We start from the raw sequence: 17,285 nt of genomic DNA on the forward strand, positions 1-17,285 counted from the left end.
GCATTGCGCTCAGGGGCGCGATTTCCTCGGTTCGCGGTCTTTTTTCGTCTAGGGCGCCCTGCGGCGGGCGGCCTCACAGAGCGCCGCGCGGACGGGATCGCCGGGGAGCTCGGGCGGCAGCTTCTCCTCGCAGGCCACCTCGGGGCTCAGCGGGTCGAGCGCGGTGCCGGCCGAGAAGGCGCGGTCCGCGTCGGGGCCGCCGTGGAGCGAGCCGTGCAGCGACCACCACCGGCCGTGGCGGCTGTTCACGTCCTCGACCCGCTCGACGAGCGGCGCGGCGCTGGCGCGCTCGCCCGAGGCCAGCAAGGAGGCGGCGAGGAAGCAGCGCACCGCCGGCTCGTGCGGGGCGAGCGCCTGCGCGCGCGCGTGCTGGACCGCGGCCGCGGCGTAGTGGCCGCGATCGTGGAGGAGCTGCCCGAGCCGCACCCGCTTGCCGACCTCCTGCCGGTGCGGCATGTCCCCGCCCGGCGCGAGATCGGGCGGCACGTCGGCCGGCACGGTGGCGAGGTAGGCGCGCCATCGCTTGTCCCAGGCCGCGAGATCCGCCCCGGAGATCTCCGCGATCGCCCGCTCGAGGTCCGCGTCGCTGCTCGCCGCCTTGAGCCGGACCAGGAGCTGCGGCAGCGCCGCGTCGCCCGCCTCCCTCGTCCAGTAACGGATGAAGCTCGCCACCTCGGCGAACACGATCGCCGCCTCCTCCGCGCTCGGGAGCATCGCGATCGAGGGGCCGATCTTGTCGAGCGGGCGCCCGAGGCCCTTCTGGATGCCCAGCCAGGCGACGGCGTCCGGGGACGGCACGTCGTCCAGCGGGTCGGGCTCGCGCCAGCGGACCTCCTCGCGCTTGGCCACGCCCTCCTGCAGCCACAGCGGGGCGTTGTCGCGCGTGCCGCGCGAGAGCGCGAGGTGCGTGATCTCGTGCGCGAGCGTGTCCAGCCACGGATAGCCGTTCGGCGTCGCGCGCGGGGAGAGCATCGTCACCCGCCCCCACTTCGCGATGGCGACGGTCCCCGTCGTCCGCGCCGCGTCCTCGGGCAGGCCCGTCATCGCGGAGAGCGTGAACTGATCCCGGACGAGGTCGATCCGCAGCGGCCGCAGCAGCTCGACGCCGAGGTCCTTCGCGAGCACGTCGCGCGTCTTCGCCGCGACCTCGACGAGGAGCGGCACGAGCGCGCGATCGTCGTCGTCCTGGAGCCGCACCCAGACGCCGCGCGCCTCGTCGTTCACGACGACCGTGGCGGCGGTGGCGCGGGCGCAGCCGCGCGCGACGTCGCCGAGCGCCGCGCCCTCCGCCGTCGCCGCGAGGTCGGGGCGCGCGAGGATCGCCGAGGCGGCGTCGCAGTCGCCCTCGTAGATGGCGAGCCGGCCGCGCTCGAGCGCGAGCGAGGGGTCCGCCGGATCCGCGTCCTTCAGGATGTCGCGCGCCGCGGGGACGTCGATCTCCAGGATCGCCGCCCGCGCCCGCGTCGCGCGATCGAGGTCGCCGATCGACAGGCGGCCGGACGCCGGCGTCGCCGCCGTCGCGAGCGCGGCGAGGATCACCGCCCTGAGGCCGCGCCTCGCGACCGCCGCCGCCGTCCGCGGCGCCCTGGCCTGGCCCGCTGCACCACCGTTGCGCCTCATTTCAACAGCCCCTCCGCGTAACGCTTGACCGCCTCTCTCAACCGCGGCTCCGACGCGCCCCCGAGCCCCTCGAGCACGCGCCGGCGGAACTCCTCGGGGCCCTTGTGCTTGTCCTTGTCCGGGATGTCGGCCTTCCTCGCCATGTCCCTGTCCCCGTCCGGATCGCTGTCGCCCTCCTGGCCCTGGTCTTCGCTGCGCGACATCTCGAGCAGCCGCTGCGCGTCGCGCTGCCGCTCGCCGCCTTGCTCGCCGTCGCCCTCGGACAGGGCGCGCTGCGCGTCGCGCATCGCCTGCTCGGCCTCGTCGAGGCGCTCGAGCACCTCCTCCGGCATGCGGCTGTCACCGCGCTCGCCCCGCTTGCGGAGGTCGCGCGCGCGATCGGCGAGCGAGCCCTCGCGCTGGCTGGACTTCCCGAGGCCCTCCCGCGCCCGCTCCGACGCGGCCTGCCGCAGCTTGCGCAGCGCCTCCTCGGCCCACGCCAGCTCGTCGGCGAGCGTCTGCTGCGCCTCGGCGGCCTCGCGGCCGGCGCGCTCCTCGGGGAAGAAGCCTCCGCTCTGCGATCCGAGCCGCTTCGCCTCGCCGAGCGAGCGCATCGCGCCCTGGCCGCTCTGGACGGCGTCCTCGGGGCGGCCCTGCTCCAGCGCGCCGGCCATCGCCTCGGCCTGCTCCCTGCCTGCCGCCGCGGCCGACTCGGCCGACCCCGGCGCCGCGCCGGGCTGCGGCAGATCCCGCACCGCCTCGCGGATCGCCTCGGCGTGCCGCTTCGCCTCCTCGCGGAGCGCCTCCACGTCCTCGGGCCGCGACGCGCGCTCGAGCTCCTCGGCGACCGCGTTCATCTCGGCGGCGTGATCGCGCGCGAGCTCCTCGAGGTCGCGCTCGCTCTGCGCGACGCTCTCGTCGGCGCTCGAGGCGTCCGCGGGATCCGGCCCGCCGCGCGGCGCCCCGGACTCGACGCCGCCGCGGCCGCCGCCGCCGAACGAGGGCTCCGGCCGCCTGAGCCGCGCCGCGAGGTCGCGCGCCGCGAGCTCGGCGTGCACCCAGTCGCCCGCGCCGCGGGCGCGCGCGATCCTGCGCAGGTCGTTCGCGACGATCTCGCCGAGATCGAGGCCGAGCTCGCCGAGCTTGCGCAGCTCGACCCCTCCGCCGCCCAGGACCGTGACCGCCGCCCCCAGGCGCACCTCGCCATGGCCGCGATCGCCGTTGCCGAGCAGCTCCGCGGCCGCCGCGGCCTCGTCCGCGACGTCGGCGAGCCGCCGCGCGACGGCCTGGGCGTCGCGGTACCCGAGGCCGCGCAGGCCCGCGTCGAACGCGAGCAGCACGCCCTCGGTCTCGTCGAGCAGCTTCTGGTGCGCCGCGCGCGTGGTCGACCGCCGCTCGGCGGCGAGCGCCTCGTCGAGCCTGGCGAGCTGACCTCGGGCGAGCGACGCGATGCGCCCGCGCACCCGGATGCCGCCGTAATCGGCGTCGAGCGCCCGCTCGACCGCCGCCTTCGCGGTCGCCTGCGCCTCGGCCTCGTGCGCCGCGTGCGCCGCGGCGCCGCCCCCGTCCGGCGCCTTCTGGCCGATGCGGTCGGCGAGCAGGTCGGTCAGGGCGTCGCGCGCCTTCACGAGCGCGACGTAGCGCAGCGCCTCGGGCTCGCCCACCTGCGGCGGCACGACCAGGATCGCCTCGCTCCTGCCCCACTTCGGGCCCTCGATCGGGTCGTTGTCCCGCGCCTCGATCCGCACCTCGATGGGCACGTACGTCCTGCGAAAGAAGGGGTCGCGCGCCCTGAGCTCGTAGCCCCCGCGGTCGACCTTCGCGTCCCCCGCCGGCCGCGAGAGCACCCGCCGCTCCTCCCTGGCGCCGGCGCGCAGGACGAGATCGACCTCGCGCAGGCCGTGATCGTCGGTGACCTCGTAGCGGAGCGGGATGCTGGGCTCGTCGAGGAGCTTCACCGTGCGCGGGGCCCCCTCGAGCGTGACGCGCGGCGCGTCGTCCGGGATCGACACGACGCGCTGCGCGTCCGCCTGCCGGACGCGCACCTGCCCGAAGCGCGCGGCGGCCTGCAGGGTCGTCGAGTCGCCGAGCGTCCAGCGGGCGATCACGCCGCCCTTGCCGTCGTCGACGAACGGGACGTCGGCGGCGCCGTCGGTCAGCACGAGCGCGCGGCCCCCGCGGATCGGGCGCCCGCGCAGGGTGATCACCGTGCCGCGGGGCTGCATCGTCGTCGCGAACGGCAGGAGCACCTCGGTGTCCTCGTGCAGGTACTCGGGCGGCGTGGCCGTCATCTCGACGTCCTCGAGCCACGGCAGATCGAGCGGCGCCTCGCCGCCGCGGGCGGCCAGCACGTCGAGCCCCTCGACGACGCGCGGCGGCTCGATCGCGGCGGCCGCGAACGCCGCCACGCCGAGCGCGAGGCCCGCGCTCGCCCACCGCGCCGCCGCCCGCCGCGCGCGCGCGGCGATGCGCGGGTGCGAGGCGCGGCCGAGCAGCCGCCTGAGGTGCAGGCCCGCGAGCTCCGGCGACCCGACGCGATCGTCGGCCGCGGCGCGATCCACGAGCGCGAGCGCCCTCAGGGTGGCGGCGCCGAGCGCCTCGTCCGTGCGGCCGATGATCTCGCGCACCGTGCGTCGGGCGTCGCCGCGGCGCCGCCGCGCGACGATCGCCCGCGCGACGATCGCCGCGAGCAGCAGCGCGAGGCCGGCCCCGGCGAGCGCGCGGGCGAGCGGAGTGCCCACGCGCGCGACGTGCGCCGCGCCGAACAGCCCCGCGAAGGCCGCCGCGGTGAGCGCGCGGCGCGCGGAGGGGCCCACCTCCGCATCCCAGATGGAGCGCAGCCGCGCGATGGACAGGGCGGGCGCCTCGTTATCCATGGAGGCAAGGGTAATCGGCGGAAGGAGGGGGTCCAGCGGATCGGTGGGATCCGCCGTGGGGCCGGGCGCCCCGGCGATCAGACGTCGAGCTCGCCGTCGGTCATGAACCAGCTGTTCGGGTCGAGCAGCACGCGCCGCAGCTCCTCCGGGAAGCTCGGGTCGAGGTGTACGACAAGCCACCGCGAGCCGACGCTCGGGGGGTGCGGGCGGGAGAAGAAGCCGAGCGCCCGGAGGCGCGCGTTGAAGGCGGGAGGGGTCACCAGGAGCATGCCCACGGAGACGTGCCCCTCGCGCCGCATCGCCTGGCAGAACTCGAGGAGCAGGGCGTCGAGCAGGGGGCCGTCGTCCTCGCAGAACATGTCGGTCAGCTCGACCTTGTTGTTCCGCACCGAGTAGACGGTGTAGCCGAGCAGCCGCCCGTCGTGCCTGTCGAGCATGCAGAAGAAGCGGTAGCGGACGGCGCCGAGCTGCGCGTAGCGCCAGTTCAGGAACTGGGCGCTCCGCTCGCCGACGATCGGCGAGGGCCTCGCGCGCGACCACAGCTCATCGAAGCGGTGATCGGCGGCGTCCACGAGCTCGGTGCGCACCCGGCGCCCCTTCGCGAGCAGCACCGCGGTGTCCCTGACCGCCATCGAGGCGTCGATCGCGCGCCCCGCGGCCCGGACCAGGGCGTTGTCCGGCTTCACCGTCGCCCGCTGGACGAACCGCTCGGCGGCCGTCGACAGGGCCTGCGCGAGCGGGGCGGGCGGGGCGGCCGGCTCCGACGCCTCCCAGAGCGCGCGCCAGCGAGGGTGAGGGACCGCTGCGGCGGCCCGCTCGGCGACCCGCTGCACCACGGCGCCCACCGTGCTGCGCTGCTCGCCGGCCGACGAGGCCGCGAGCTCATGCAGCTTGTACGCGGCCATGAGGGGCCGGACCCAGATGATGGAGTCGGCGATCTTCTTGTAACCGGCGCGCTGGAAGATCGGGAATGAGGCCTTGTTGGGGAAGCCGTAGAGGAAGTCGACCCCGGCGTCGCGGCAGCCCTTCGCGAGCTCGCGCTGGATGGTCATCGCGGCGCCGGCGATGCGGTGCGCCCGGGTCACGCCGAAGTCGCCGAGGATGCCGGCCTTCAGCTTGCGCCCGCTGACATAGAGGTCGCGCGGGTAGAACGAGCCGCTGCCGATGACCTCGCGCTCGGGGCCGTGAAAACCCATCCAGGTCCGAGGGGGGCCGGCCGGGTTCTGCTCCTGGAACCAGCGCATCCGGCGCTCCACGAACTCCGGTGGTACCTCGCCGTGGGCGAGGTTCTCTCTCCAGAGCTGCGCGAGGACGTCCCTGTGCTCCTCCGGCTGGATGCGGGCGGCGCTGTAGACCTTCTCCATGGTTTCCCGGTGCGCTCTCCTGGCGCGGCCGAGCGGGCGCGCCGGGGCCCGTCATGGCCGAAGGCGACGAGGGCGTCAATCGCGCCCGGCGCGCGCTTCTCACGCGCTGCTCGGGACGTGAAGGCGCGCGCGGCGAGGCCGGCGCGGCGACGGCGCCATCGCGGAACGAGAGTACACTCGCGCGATGCTCCGCCGCGCCATCGCCGCCGTCGCCTGGCTCTCGCTGCTGTTCACCCTCTCGTGCAGCTCCTCCCTGCCGCCGTCCCCTCGAAGCACGTCGCAGCCGGCGAACACCGGCGGCGCGCCGCCGAGGCCGGGAGCGTCCGGCGACGCGCTCATGGTCGCGGAGGGCGACCCTGGTCCCGTGCCGGTGACCCGCGCCGATCCCGCGCGCGGCAGCCGGCTTGCGCCCGTGACGATCGTCGTGTTCTCCGACTTCGAGTGTCCCTTCTGCAAGCACCTGGGCGGCACGCTGAGGCAGCTCGAGCAGCGGTATGGCCCGGAGCAGCTCCGGATCGTGTGGAAGAACATGCCGCTCGCGTTTCACAAGCAGGCTCGGCCGACCGCGGAAGCGGCGATGGCGGTGTTCGCCCACGCCGGTCCCGCCGGCTTCTGGGCGTTTCACGACGCGATCTTCGCGGCCGACGAGCGGCTCTCGCCGGAGATCGAGGCCGCGGCGCTCCGGCGCGCCGGGGTGACCCCCGGGCAGATCCAGCAGCTCGTGCACCAGAGCGGCGCGGCGCGTAAGGTCGAGGCGGACATGACGCTCGCCGCGCGGCTCGGCGTGAACGGCACGCCCGCGTCGTTCATCAACGGCGTGCTCCTCGTCGGCGCGCAGCCGGCGGAGCAGTTCACCGAGATCATCGACGCGCAGCTCGCGGCGGCGCGGGAGCTCCGCGCCGCGGGGACGCCGCCGGAGCAGGTGTACGCGGCGCTCGCGACGAAGAACTTCGCCGCTCCCGCCGAGGAGCCCGAGGACGCCGAGGAGGAGGACATCAGCGCTGTCGTGCACCTCGTGCCGGTCGGCGACTCGCCCGTGCGCGGCAAGGACACGGCGCTGGTCACGATGGTGTTGTTCAGCGACTACCAGTGTCCATTCTGCAGGCGGGTCACGCCGACGATCGAGAAGCTCGCGGCGCAGTACGGCGACAAGCTGCGCGTCGTCTGGAAGGACAACCCGCTCCCGTTCCACCCGCGGGCCGAGCCCGCCGCAGAGCTCGCGCGCGAGGCCCGGGCCCAGAAGGGGGACGCCGCCTTCTGGCAGGCCAACGACCGGCTCCTCGCCGGCGAGGCCGCCCTCGACGACGCCTCTCTCGAGGCCGTCGCCGCGGAGCTCCAGCTGAACGTGGCGGCGGCGAGGCGCGCCATCGCGTCGCGCAAGCACGCGGCCAAGATCGAGGCCGACGTGGAGCTCGCGGACGATCTCGGCGCGAGCGGGACACCTCACTTCTTCATCAATGGTCGCAGGCTCATCGGCGCGCAGCCGATCGAGAAGTTCCAGGCGATCATCGACGAGGAGATCGCCAAGGCGGAGGCCATGGTCGTGGCGGGGACGCCGCGCGCGGGCGTCTACGAGTCCATCCAGAAGCAGGCGGTTCCGCCGGAGCCCCCGCCCCGGGTGTCCGTGCCGCCGCCGTCCAGGGAGCACCCCGGCAAGGGCGCGGCCGCCGGCAAGGTGGTCATCCAGATGTTCTCCGACTTCCAGTGTCCTTATTGCGCGCGCGGCGCGGCCACGATGGACGAGCTGCTCAAGGCCTTCCCGGGCAAGGTCCGTGTGGTCTTTCGCCACCTGCCGTTGCCCTTCCACCCCGAGGCGCAGCTCGCCGCCGAGGCGGCCATGGAGGCGATGGCGCAGCAAGGGCCGGCCGGCTTCTGGAAGATGCACGACCGGCTCTTCAAGGACAACGCCGCCTCGAACCTCGACCGCGCGGCCCTGGAGCAGCACGCCGCGAGCCTCGGGCTCAACGCGGCGCGCTTCGCCAGAGCCCTCGACGAGCGCACGCACCGCGCCGCCGTCGAGGCCGACATGCAGGTCGCGAAGAGCGCCGGTATCACCGGGACTCCGGGCTTCGCGATCAACGGTTACCTGGTCAGCGGAGCTCAGCCGCTCGCCAAATTCAAGAAGGTCGTGCGCCGCGCCCTCGCCGAAGCGAAGTGAGCCGCGCGAGACCGGGGAAATTCCGGGCGCTCGGGGCGGGCGCTCCAGCCGTGTTTCCCCGCGCGTCTCCACCGGTGTTGTCCGTCGACCTCGTGATACCCTGTCCCAATGCCCAAACCGCGCGGTCGGGGGACATCGGCCGAACCCAGGCGCACCGTCAAGGCATCGAGCGGGCGCGCGCGCGCGCCGTCTCACGTCAAGGCGGGCGAGCGCGGCGCCGCGGACGCGGGCGCGCCGGGCGCGCTGCGCGACCGAAAGGAGCGGCCGCCCGCCAGCTCGGGGGCTCGGCCCAGGAGGGCGAAGGCAGCGGCCGCGCTGGCGGAGCGCGTCGCGACGAAGCAAACGCCGGCGCCGAACAAGCGCGCTGCAGCGGCGCGGGCGGCCGCGCCGAACAAGCGCGCTGTGACGGCGCGCCCGGCGGCGCCGGCTGAGCGCGGCGCGACGGAACGGCCGGCGGCGCCGGGCAAACGCGCCGCGAAGGAACGGCCGGCGGCGCCCGGGAAGCGCGGCGCGACGGAGCGGCCGGCAGCGCCGAACAAGCGCGGCGCGACGGAACGGCCGGCGGCGCCGGGCAAACGCGCCGCGACGGAACGGCCGGCCACGCCGAGGATCCGCGCGGCCAGGGCGCGCGCCGACGAGCAGGCGCGCGCGGCGACGCCGAAGCGGCGAGCGCGGCGCGCCAAGGCGAAGCGCGAGGCGGACGACGCGGAGCTCGGGCCGCCCCGGCCGCCGGAGCTCGACTGGGACGACGCGCCGTCCGGGAGCGCCGAGGAGGCCCGCGCCCAGCGCTGGGCGGCGCGGGGCGAGGAGCTCTTCCAGCAGCTCGCCGACCACGGCGCCTCGCTGCACGAGTACCGCGCCGACCTCAAGGAGGGGCGCTTCGTGTGGCTCGCGCCGGGCGGCCGCGTGTCCGCCGAGGCGACGGCGCGCCTCCTGTGCAGCTGGTCGCGCGCCACCTCGGTGCTGGTCATGGCGTGGGCCGATCCGCTCGTCAGCGGCGCGGGGATCGAGCGCGTCGACGGGATGCCCGCGGAGCAGGACAGCATCGACGAGGCGGGCGCCTGGCAGATCGCGATGGCGGCGGCCGACGCGTGCGGCGCGGCGTACCTCTACCGCGTGTCCTCCCCGCAGGCCTGGTACTTCCTCGCGCTCGACGACCTGACGTTCTCGCCGAAGCGCGCCTCGTTCCACCCCGGCGCGCCGGTCGGCCTCGTGCTGCGCGCCATCGGCGAGGTGCGCGAGGCGATCGGCTCCCGCGCCGAGCCCGCCGACGTCATCCGCGACCGGATCTCCGCGCTCAGCGACTCGCTGATCCACCAGGCCAGGTACGCCTACCGCGACACCGACTGGGTCGCGCGCCTCGAGCGCACCGGCGCTTGCCTGATGCACCTCGCGAAGCGCATCCCGCGCGCGAGCTACAGCGCCATCGCGGCCGGCCAGCGCATCGACGAGTGGCTGGAGCGCGAGCTCGCGGTCGAGCTGATCAACGCCCTCTCGCTCATCGAGGACGAGTGGAGCCTGTTCGGCTGACGCGCCGCCGCGCCGCGCCGCGCGGCTGAGCCCGCGCCGGCCGCCGTCGCGCCTCCCGCCGCCGCGTCCGCCGCGCACCGCCGCCGGCCGCGCGCTCTCGCTGCGCGCGCGGCACCGCTCTTGAAGGGCCGGAGAGGGCGGAGGTGAGGGGAGGCGGCGAATGGGTCGAGCCAAACTGTTCCAGGATCGCAGGGACGCCGGGCGCAGGCTCGCGCAGCTCCTTTCGGGGTATCGGAGCGAGGCGCCGATCGTGCTCGGCCTGCCGCGAGGCGGGGTCGAGGTGGCCTACGAGGTGGCGCGTGCGCTGGGCGCGCCGCTCGATGTGTGGATCGTGCGCAAGCTCGGCGCGCCCGGGCAGCCGGAGCTCGGCGTCGGCGCGATCGCCGAGGGCGGCGAGGTGTACGTCGACCGGCACCTCGTCGCGCTGCTCGGGATCACCGAGGCGGAGCTCGCCGAGATCGCGGCGCAGCAGGCCGTCGAGGTGGAGCGCCGGGTGCGCCGGTTCCGGGGCGACAGGCCGATGCCCCCCGTCGAGGGGCGGACGGTGATCGTCGTGGACGACGGCATCGCGACGGGCGGCACGGTGCGGGCCGCGCTGCGCGACCTGCGCAAGCGCTCGCCGAGGCGGCTCGTCCTCGCGACGCCCGTGGCCGCGCCGTCGAGCCTGTCGTCGCTCTGCCGCGAGGTCGACGGCGTCGCCTGCATCGAGGAGGACCCGAGCCTCCAGGCGATCGGCGCCTACTACGAGGACTTCTCGCAGACGTCCGACGACGAGGTCGCCCTGCTGCTCGCCGAGGCGCGGCGCGAGCTGCCGCGTCCACCGGAAGGGGCGGAGCGCCCCCTCTGCGTCCAGGCCGGCACGGCGGCGCTGCCCGGCGACCTCGCGATCCCGGAGAGGGCGGTCGGCCTCGTGATCTTCGCCCACGGCAGCGGCAGCAGCCGCAGGAGCCCTCGCAACCGCTCCGTCGCGGAGGCGCTCTGGCGGTGGGGGCTGGCCACGCTGCTGTTCGACCTGCTCACCGAGGGCGAGGAGACGGAGGATCGCTCGAGCGCTCGCCTCCGCTTCGACGTCGACCTGCTCGCCCGGCGGCTGGTCGGGGCGACGGACTGGGCGCTCGCGCGCCCCGAGCTCCGTCACCTGGGCGTCGGCTACTTCGGCGCCAGCACCGGCGCGGCGGCCGCGCTCGTGGCCGCGGCGGCGAGGCCCCGCGTCGTCGGCGCCGTCGTGTCGCGCGGCGGCAGGCCCGACCTCGCGGGCACCGCGCTGTCCCGGGTGCGGGCGCCAACGCTGCTCATCGTGGGCAGCGCGGACACGGCGGTGCTCGGGCTGAACCACGAGGCCCTCGACCGCCTCGCCGGCCCGCGCCGCCTCGCCGTCGTGCCCTCGGCGACGCACCTGTTCGAGGAGCCGGGCGCGCTCGCGGCGGTCGCCCGGCTCGCCGGCGAGTGGTTCGCGCATCACCTGTCGCCGAGGGGGAGCGAGGCGCGGGTGTGACGCGCAGGTGAGCGCGCCGCGCTACCTGGAGAGCCAGACCGCGTACGCGTGCGGCATGAACGGCGCGTCGTCCGGATCGAACGGGTGGCTCCGGATCATGCTCCCCGCGTTGACGCCCACGATGAGCAGCCCCGACAGGCCCTCGAGCCCCACCACGGTGCGCTGCGCGCGGCTGCTCCCGAAGATGCCGGCCACGTCGACGCGGCCGGCCTCGGCGCCCTGCCTGTCGACCTTCACGATCGCCCAGCGGAACAGCGCCGGCAGCTCCCAGTCGGCCACGAAGGTGATCTCGGCCGTCCCGAGATCGGGCCCCCCGGCCGCGCTCTCCGCCGACAGATCGAGCCAGAGGTAGGTGGCGCCTGTCGGCTCGATCGGCCGCAGGGGCGCGACCCGCCGCGGGAGCGTCGCGTAGGGCAGCGACCACTCGAAGCGCACCCGGCCGAAGTCGCCGAAGCGCGCGGCGTCCGAGAGGTGGGCGCCGTCGCTGCGGCTGCCGAGGAACGCCCGCGCGACAGCGAACTCGAGGAGCAGGTCGTCGAGCTCCTTGCCGCGGGACCGGAGCGACGCCCGGAGCGCGTCGAAGACGTCGGGCTCGGCGCGGAAGCGCGCGGCGCCCGCGGGCGTGGACTGCGCCGCGATCGCGAGCAGCGACGCCGCGATCTGCGCCGGCGTGCCGGTGCCGTAGGCGTCGTCGAGGTACCACGGAAAGAGCAGGGCGCCGTCGAGCGCGCCGAGCGCGGCGCCGGTGAGCGCCCGCTCGGGCGCGCGCTGGAAGGCGTCGACGGCGGCGAGCTCCTCGGCCGGGCAGGGCGCCGCGACGGCGGCGAGGTAGCTCGCCGTCATCGCGAGCGCGCCCTCCTCCGCCCCGGCGTCGAGGCGCGCGGCGACGGCGTGCCCGAGCGCGTAGGCCGCGTCCGAGGCGCTCGCGCACCCGCCTCGCCCGGGCGCCGCCGGCGCCGCGGCGACGGCGAACGCGCTGGCGGCGTCGAACCGAGCCCCGAGCGCCCGCATGTCGTGCCCGACGCGGAGGGGCCCGCGGCGCGGGCCGCGCTCGAGGTAGAGGTCGTACGACGGGCCTCCGCCCCGCTGCCCGTCGGGGAGCGGCCGCGGCAGGCCGAGCGCGTCGTAGGCGCGCATCGCGGCCTCCAGGTGAGCGAGGCCCTCCAGGACGGCGGCCCCCGGGACGTCCGCGGGCGCGTGCACGCAGACGGGCAGCGTGAAGGAGCACGCGCGCTGCGGCACGTCGCGCTCGTCGGGCCGCTGCACCGGCGAGACCACGGGGCGACCGTCGGCCGGCGCGGCGGCGTCGTCGGCTGGCGCGGCGGCGTCGTCCGCCAGCGCGCCCGCCGGCGCGCTGGCGGCCGGCGCCGGCGGACCGGGCGGCGGCGCATTCGGCGCGCGCGCTGCCGCCGCGTGAGGGCCGCCGAGGGCCGCGGCCAGCGCGAGCAGCGCGAGCGCACCCGGCGCCCTGCGCCGCGGCGCGAGCGTGCCCGGGGGCCCGGGCGCGCGCTCCGGTGGCCGGGGCGGGGCGTGCGTGGGGCATGGTCTCGTGGGGAGCGCTACAGCCATCTGGAGGGCCACGGGCGAGGTCCGCCCCGGCGGCGGGGCCCTAGCTCATCGCACGAGCGGCGGCTGCTGCCCATCCTCGCGACGCGCTCCGCGCCGGCGGCTCGCCGCGGCCGTCGCGCCGGGGCTGGTGGTCGCGCGGCGGGGCAGTCCAGCGGCCTTCGACCCCCTCATCGAGATGCGAAATACGTTTCTCGGACGAGGAGCATGCGAAATGCGCTCCCTGGACGAGGAACATGCGAAATGCATTTCCCGGAAGAGCGCCAATGCGAACTGGGGTTCTCGGTAGAGCATCATGCAAAGAGATGCTCTGACGAGAATGGCAGGAGATGCTCGGACGAGGATGAGTTGAGCTGCCAACGACTCGGGGACACCGGGAATATAAAAATCCTGATTCATCCGGCCTTCATGGCATCTCGTTCGTCGCTTGATCGCTTCGCTGTACCGCTGACAGCCGAGGATCGCGATGGATCCCTAAGGCATTTCCGGATGCCTCTGGCACATTCTTTGGATGTCTCGCCGCGGATTCGAGGGCTCTCGCTGGAATATTGAAGTCCGCTCTCTGCCGAGCTCGCTCATGTCTTGTGGTGAACGCGCGCCGAACTCGTTCGGGTCCAGGATCGCCCTCGGAATCTCCTGGATCTCGTGCCCAGAACAGCTCTCGGTTCAGGCGACATGTAGCACATCATTTGTCGGGTGAATTCGAGTGCTCGGCGCTGTTTGTTTCGCGGGCATGACCTCTGCTAAAGCCCGTCGTTATGAATCGCATATCCAGACGTCGCTTCGCCGCCGGCCTGGGCGCCGGTCTCCTCGCCGCTCCGTTCCTCGGGAGGATCGGCCACCTTCGCGCCGACGGTGGGACTGCTCGAAATCTGGTCATCTTCTTCTCTCCCAACGGAACTCACCACCATCTCTGGCGCCCGCAGGGCTCTGGATCCAGCTTCTCTTTCCCTGCCGGCTCGATCCTCGAGCCGCTCGCGGCGCACAAATCCGATCTCATTATCTGCGACGGCATCGACTTCAAGGGGGTCGACAACCACGAGCCCGGCATGGTCAACATGCTCACGGGCGGCGGCAACGCCGGCAGCGCGAGCCGCGGCCAGAGCCTCGACTGGTACGTCGCCCAGGAGCTCGGCGTCCGGCCGGCCAACCTCGGTATCTACACGAGCCCGTGGGGGACGAACTCGCAGACCCGCATGTCGTACAGCGCGGCGGGGCAGTTCGCGCCCGTGATCGACGAGCCGCGGACGGCCTACAATCAGATCTTCGACGGCTTCACCGGGAGCGCTGAGCCGACCGGGAATGGAGCCGAGGAGGTCGATCCGAAGAAGAAGCGCCGGCAGAGCATCCTGCGCGTCACGAACAGCGAGATGCAGGCGCTGCGCGCCGGCGTGCCCGAGCGCGAGCAGGCCAAGCTCGACGCGCACATCGACGGGCTCAAGCAGATCGCGCCCGGCGCCAGCACGGGCGCGGGCCCCATCGCCGCGAGCTGCAACACGCCGCCCGCGCCCCCGCCCGCGTTCAACCCGACCGACGAGGACGCCGTCCCCGACATCGCCCTCGCGCAGATGGACCTCGTCGCCGCGGCGCTCGCGTGCGGGCGGACCCGGGTCGCGACCGTCCAGTTCTCTCACACGGTCTCGCCGCTGCACCTCCGGTGGCTCGGCCTGGCCGGCACGGACCATCACTCGCTCTCGCACGCGAGCACGGGCGAGGACGTCGACAAGTTCCGCATCGCGGAGCGATGGTTCGCCGAGCAGTTCGCCTACCTCCTCAAGAAGCTGAAGTCGACCGCCGGCTCCGGCGGCGGCACCCTGCTCGACGAGACGCTGGTCGTGTGGGCCAAGGAGCTCGGCGACGCGCCGCTGCACCGGTGCGAGTCGGTCCCGTTCGTCCTCGCCGGCGGGGGAGCGTTCACGCCCGGCCGCTACGTCAACTTCGGCGGAGCTCCCCACCAGCAGCTGCTGGTCTCGATCTGCCAGGCCATGGGCCTCAGCAACAGCACCTTCGGCGACGCCTCGAAGGGCACTGGCCCGCTGGACGGGCTCGCGTGACGCGCGGTGATCCGCGTGTCCGTCCACCCACCTTACTTGGGATTACGAGGAACAAGCTTATGAACACGCAAACGACGGGACCCCTCGACAAGGCGGATGCGTCTGCCTCCCGGCCTCTGCCGCCGGGCGACGCCCCGCGGCGCACGCTGGCGCGGCGCCTCAGCCATGCGCTCATGCTCTCGTGCGTCGCGCTGGGCGCCGCGGGCGCCGGCTGCACCAACCTGTTCGGCGGGGCCGGCGACGACGACAGCGAGACGAACGGCGGAGACGACACGGGCTCCCTGGACTCGGGATGTGCCGACAACCTCGAGTTCTTCAAGGCGAACCTCTGGGACCCGATCATGTCCTCGAAGTGCACCGTCTGCCACACCGACAGCGGGCTCGCGAAGGGCACCCGCATGGTGTTCGACACCTCGGGCACCGACGAGGCGCTTCAGGCCAATTTCGAGGCCGTGCGCAGCATGGCCGCGCTCGAGGTGAACGGCGAGTCCACGCTCCTCCTGCGCCCCTCCGGCCGGCACCCCGACGGCCACGCCGGCGGCGCGCTCATCCCGTTCCAGAGCGATGATTACGTGGTGTTCGAGAAGTTCGTCAACCGCGTCAACCTGGGCGTCGGCTGCGAGGAGCAGCCGACGGCGTGCGAGCCCAACATGGTGTCCGGGCGCCGCGTCCTGCGCCGCATGTCGCGCGTCGAGTTCGACAGGACCGTGGCCGATCTCCTCGGCCTCGACACGACGGGCTACATCCTCCCGACCGACGCGAACGTCGAGGGCTTCGACAACAACGCCGAGGCGCTCCTCTACGCCGGGACCGACGTCCAGCTCATGCGCGACGCGGCCGAGGACATCGCCGCCAGGGTGATCGAGGCGCCGGGTTCGCTCGTCCCCTGCGAGGTCGCGACCGGCGACGACGCGTGCGCGACCGAGTTCTTCGAGAGCTTCGGGCGCCGCGCCTTCCGCCGGCCGCTCACCCAGGACGACCGCGCGCGGTACCTGGAGCTCTACAGTAGCGTGAAGGCCGACGAGGGCTTCGCGGGGGGCGTCCAGGCGATGATCGCCGCCGCGCTCCAGTCTCCCTACTTCCTCTATCGCCCGGAGATCGGCGCCGTCGCGGCGGACGGCACGTACCAGCTCCTGCCGCACGAGATCGCCTCCCAGCTCTCCTACATGATCTGGAGCTCGATGCCGGACGACGAGCTGCTCAGCAAGGCGGAGTCGGGCGAGCTCGCGACGCCGGCGGTCATCTCGGCGGAGGTCGACAGGATGATGCAGGACCCGCGGGCCGACGCCGGCGTCCTCAGGTTCTTCAGGACCTGGCTGCAGCTGAACGGCAAGCCGTCGAAGGATATGACCGCGTACCCGGAGTACACGGAGGCGGTCCGGCAGGCGATCGAGAAGGAGACGGCGGCCTTCGTGCGCCACCTCATCCGCGAGGGCTCGGGCTCGCTGAGCGAGATGTACACCGCGAACTACTCCTATGTGAACCAGGAGCTCGCGTCGTTCTATGGCCTCCAGGCGCCGGGCGGGGACGCGGACCAGGACGGCATGACGCAGGTCGACCTCACCGGCTCGAACCGCATGGGCATCCTCACGCTCGGCAGCGTCCTCAGCACCCACGCGCACGCCGCCGAGTCGTCGCCCGTGCACCGCGGCAAGTTCGTGCGCGAGCAGCTCCTCTGCCAGCCGCTGCCGCCGCCGCCCGCGGGCCTCGACGTCAAGCCGCCCCAGCCCGATCCCACGAAGTCGACGCGCGAGCGCTTCGCCGAGCACTCCAACAACGAGGCGTGCGGCAGCTGCCACTCGCTCATCGACGGGATCGGCTTCGGCTTCGAGCACTTCGACGGCGTCGGCCGCTACCGCGACAACGACGACGGGCACCCGGTCGACGCGAGCGGCAACATCGTGGGGGCGCCGAGCACGAGCGGCACGTTCGACGGCACCGGAGAGCTCGCCCAGATGCTCGCGCAGAGCCCCGACGCGCAGGCGTGCTTCACGCTCCAGTGGCTCCGCTTCGGCTTCGGCGCCATGGACCAGTCCGAGCTCTCCTGCATGGCCGAGCAGATCACCGGCCAGCTCGGGCCCGAGAACCTCACCGTCGCGGGTGTCATCAAGGCGATCGCGCAGTCGCCGCGCTTCACGAGGCGCCTCGCCGAGGCGGTGACGGACCCGGGCTCCCCGGAGGAGCCCGGCGGCGACTCGGGGTCGTCGGGCACCGACAACCCCCCGGTTCCCACGAACGCGGACTTCGACGTCGAGGAGAAGGTGGACTCGGTGTGGGACGGCGGCGGCTGCAAGTCGGTCACGGTCACCAACCTGGGCGATACCAAGGCGGCGTGGGCGGTCACCCTCCAGGTCGACGGCACGCCCTCCGACGTGTGGAACGCCGTGGCCGAGGCGGGCAACGCGGGCGTGAAGTTCACCGGGGTGGAGTGGAACGCGCAGATCGAGAAGAACCAGTCTGCGAGCTTCGGTTTCTGCTGGCGGGAGTGAGCCGCTGCGGCACATCGCCATCCCGCGGCCGCGCCGGTACAGCCGTGCCGGCGCGGCCGCGCGGGGGCGACGTGCCAGCGCGGCCGTGCCGGACGTGGCAGGCGATACGCCGCGCGCCAGTTTGCCTGGAATTCTGCTATCCTGCGCGCCCCCT

9 protein-coding genes are annotated in these 17,285 nt (G+C 74.2%); 5 read left to right on the forward strand and 4 right to left on the reverse strand.

All coding sequences use genetic code 11. From position 1 onward, the window contains the following. Window positions 1-48: 48 nt before the first annotated feature. The 3 genes from WME96_RS46430 to WME96_RS46440 form a co-directional block, all read right to left on the reverse strand. A complete protein-coding gene (locus WME96_RS46430; RefSeq protein ID WP_437287956.1) occupies window positions 49-1,620 on the reverse strand; it encodes a hypothetical protein in 1,572 nt (523 codons plus the stop codon). Then, window positions 1,617-4,475 (reverse strand): DUF4175 family protein, encoded by a 2,859-nt coding sequence (locus WME96_RS46435; protein ID WP_437287957.1) that lies wholly within the window; start codon window positions 4,473-4,475, stop codon window positions 1,617-1,619. The genes WME96_RS46430 and WME96_RS46435 overlap by 4 nt, the downstream gene beginning before the upstream one ends. Before the next feature lie 77 nt (window positions 4,476-4,552). After that, window positions 4,553-5,839 carry a GNAT family N-acetyltransferase gene (locus WME96_RS46440; protein WP_437287958.1) on the reverse strand — a complete coding sequence of 429 codons (1,287 nt, stop codon included), beginning with the start codon at window positions 5,837-5,839 and terminating at the stop codon, window positions 4,553-4,555. 184 nt (window positions 5,840-6,023) lie between these two features. Here WME96_RS46440 and WME96_RS46445 point away from each other — a divergent pair, with 184 nt between their 5' ends. The 3 genes from WME96_RS46445 (at window position 6,024) to WME96_RS46455 (ending at window position 11,022) form a co-directional block, all read left to right on the forward strand. Further along, window positions 6,024-7,997 carry a DsbA family protein gene (locus WME96_RS46445; protein WP_437287959.1) on the forward strand — a complete coding sequence of 658 codons (1,974 nt, stop codon included), beginning with the start codon at window positions 6,024-6,026 and terminating at the stop codon, window positions 7,995-7,997. Between the two features lie 108 nt (window positions 7,998-8,105). Beyond that, window positions 8,106-9,527, forward strand: a complete 1,422-nt coding sequence (locus WME96_RS46450; protein ID WP_437287960.1) for a DUF6882 domain-containing protein — start codon at window positions 8,106-8,108, stop codon at window positions 9,525-9,527. Between the two features lie 160 nt (window positions 9,528-9,687). Next, on the forward strand, window positions 9,688-11,022 hold the full coding sequence (locus WME96_RS46455) for a phosphoribosyltransferase family protein (protein ID WP_437287961.1): 1,335 nt from the start codon (window positions 9,688-9,690) through the stop codon (window positions 11,020-11,022). Window positions 11,023-11,043: 21 nt separating this feature from the next. Here the strand turns inward: WME96_RS46455 and WME96_RS46460 are convergent, their stop codons facing one another. Next, complete coding sequence (locus tag WME96_RS46460) at window positions 11,044-12,591, reverse strand: hypothetical protein (RefSeq protein ID WP_437287962.1); 1,548 nt, start codon at window positions 12,589-12,591, stop codon at window positions 11,044-11,046. Window positions 12,592-13,346: 755 nt separating this feature from the next. Here WME96_RS46460 and WME96_RS46465 point away from each other — a divergent pair. Together WME96_RS46465 and WME96_RS46470 are read left to right on the forward strand one after the other, a co-directional pair. Then, window positions 13,347-14,642: a DUF1552 domain-containing protein gene (locus WME96_RS46465; RefSeq protein ID WP_437287963.1), complete on the forward strand. Its 1,296-nt coding sequence runs from the start codon at window positions 13,347-13,349 to the stop codon at window positions 14,640-14,642. A gap of 59 nt (window positions 14,643-14,701) precedes the next feature. Then, window positions 14,702-17,131 (forward strand): DUF1592 domain-containing protein, encoded by a 2,430-nt coding sequence (locus tag WME96_RS46470; RefSeq protein WP_437287964.1) that lies wholly within the window; start codon window positions 14,702-14,704, stop codon window positions 17,129-17,131. The last annotated feature ends 154 nt before the right edge of the window (window positions 17,132-17,285 follow it).

The organism is Sorangium sp. So ce406 (assembly GCF_051474675.1).
Lineage (GTDB): Bacteria > Myxococcota_A > Polyangia > Polyangiales > Polyangiaceae > Sorangium > Sorangium cellulosum_G.

What these genes read in the sequence shown, in the direction of transcription:
- WME96_RS46430 (WP_437287956.1), bottom strand. Translation starts at nt 1,620, where the DNA reads ATGAGGCGCAACGGTGGTGCAGCGGGCCAGGCCAGGGCGCCGCGGACG.
- WME96_RS46435 (WP_437287957.1), bottom strand. Translation starts at nt 4,475, where the DNA reads ATGGATAACGAGGCGCCCGCCCTGTCCATCGCGCGGCTGCGCTCCATC.
- WME96_RS46440 (WP_437287958.1), bottom strand. Translation starts at nt 5,839, where the DNA reads ATGGAGAAGGTCTACAGCGCCGCCCGCATCCAGCCGGAGGAGCACAGG.
- WME96_RS46445 (WP_437287959.1), top strand. Translation starts at nt 6,024, where the DNA reads ATGCTCCGCCGCGCCATCGCCGCCGTCGCCTGGCTCTCGCTGCTGTTC.
- WME96_RS46450 (WP_437287960.1), top strand. Translation starts at nt 8,106, where the DNA reads ATGCCCAAACCGCGCGGTCGGGGGACATCGGCCGAACCCAGGCGCACC.
- WME96_RS46455 (WP_437287961.1), top strand. Translation starts at nt 9,688, where the DNA reads ATGGGTCGAGCCAAACTGTTCCAGGATCGCAGGGACGCCGGGCGCAGG.
- WME96_RS46460 (WP_437287962.1), bottom strand. Translation starts at nt 12,591, where the DNA reads ATGGCTGTAGCGCTCCCCACGAGACCATGCCCCACGCACGCCCCGCCC.
- WME96_RS46465 (WP_437287963.1), top strand. Translation starts at nt 13,347, where the DNA reads ATGAATCGCATATCCAGACGTCGCTTCGCCGCCGGCCTGGGCGCCGGT.
- WME96_RS46470 (WP_437287964.1), top strand. Translation starts at nt 14,702, where the DNA reads ATGAACACGCAAACGACGGGACCCCTCGACAAGGCGGATGCGTCTGCC.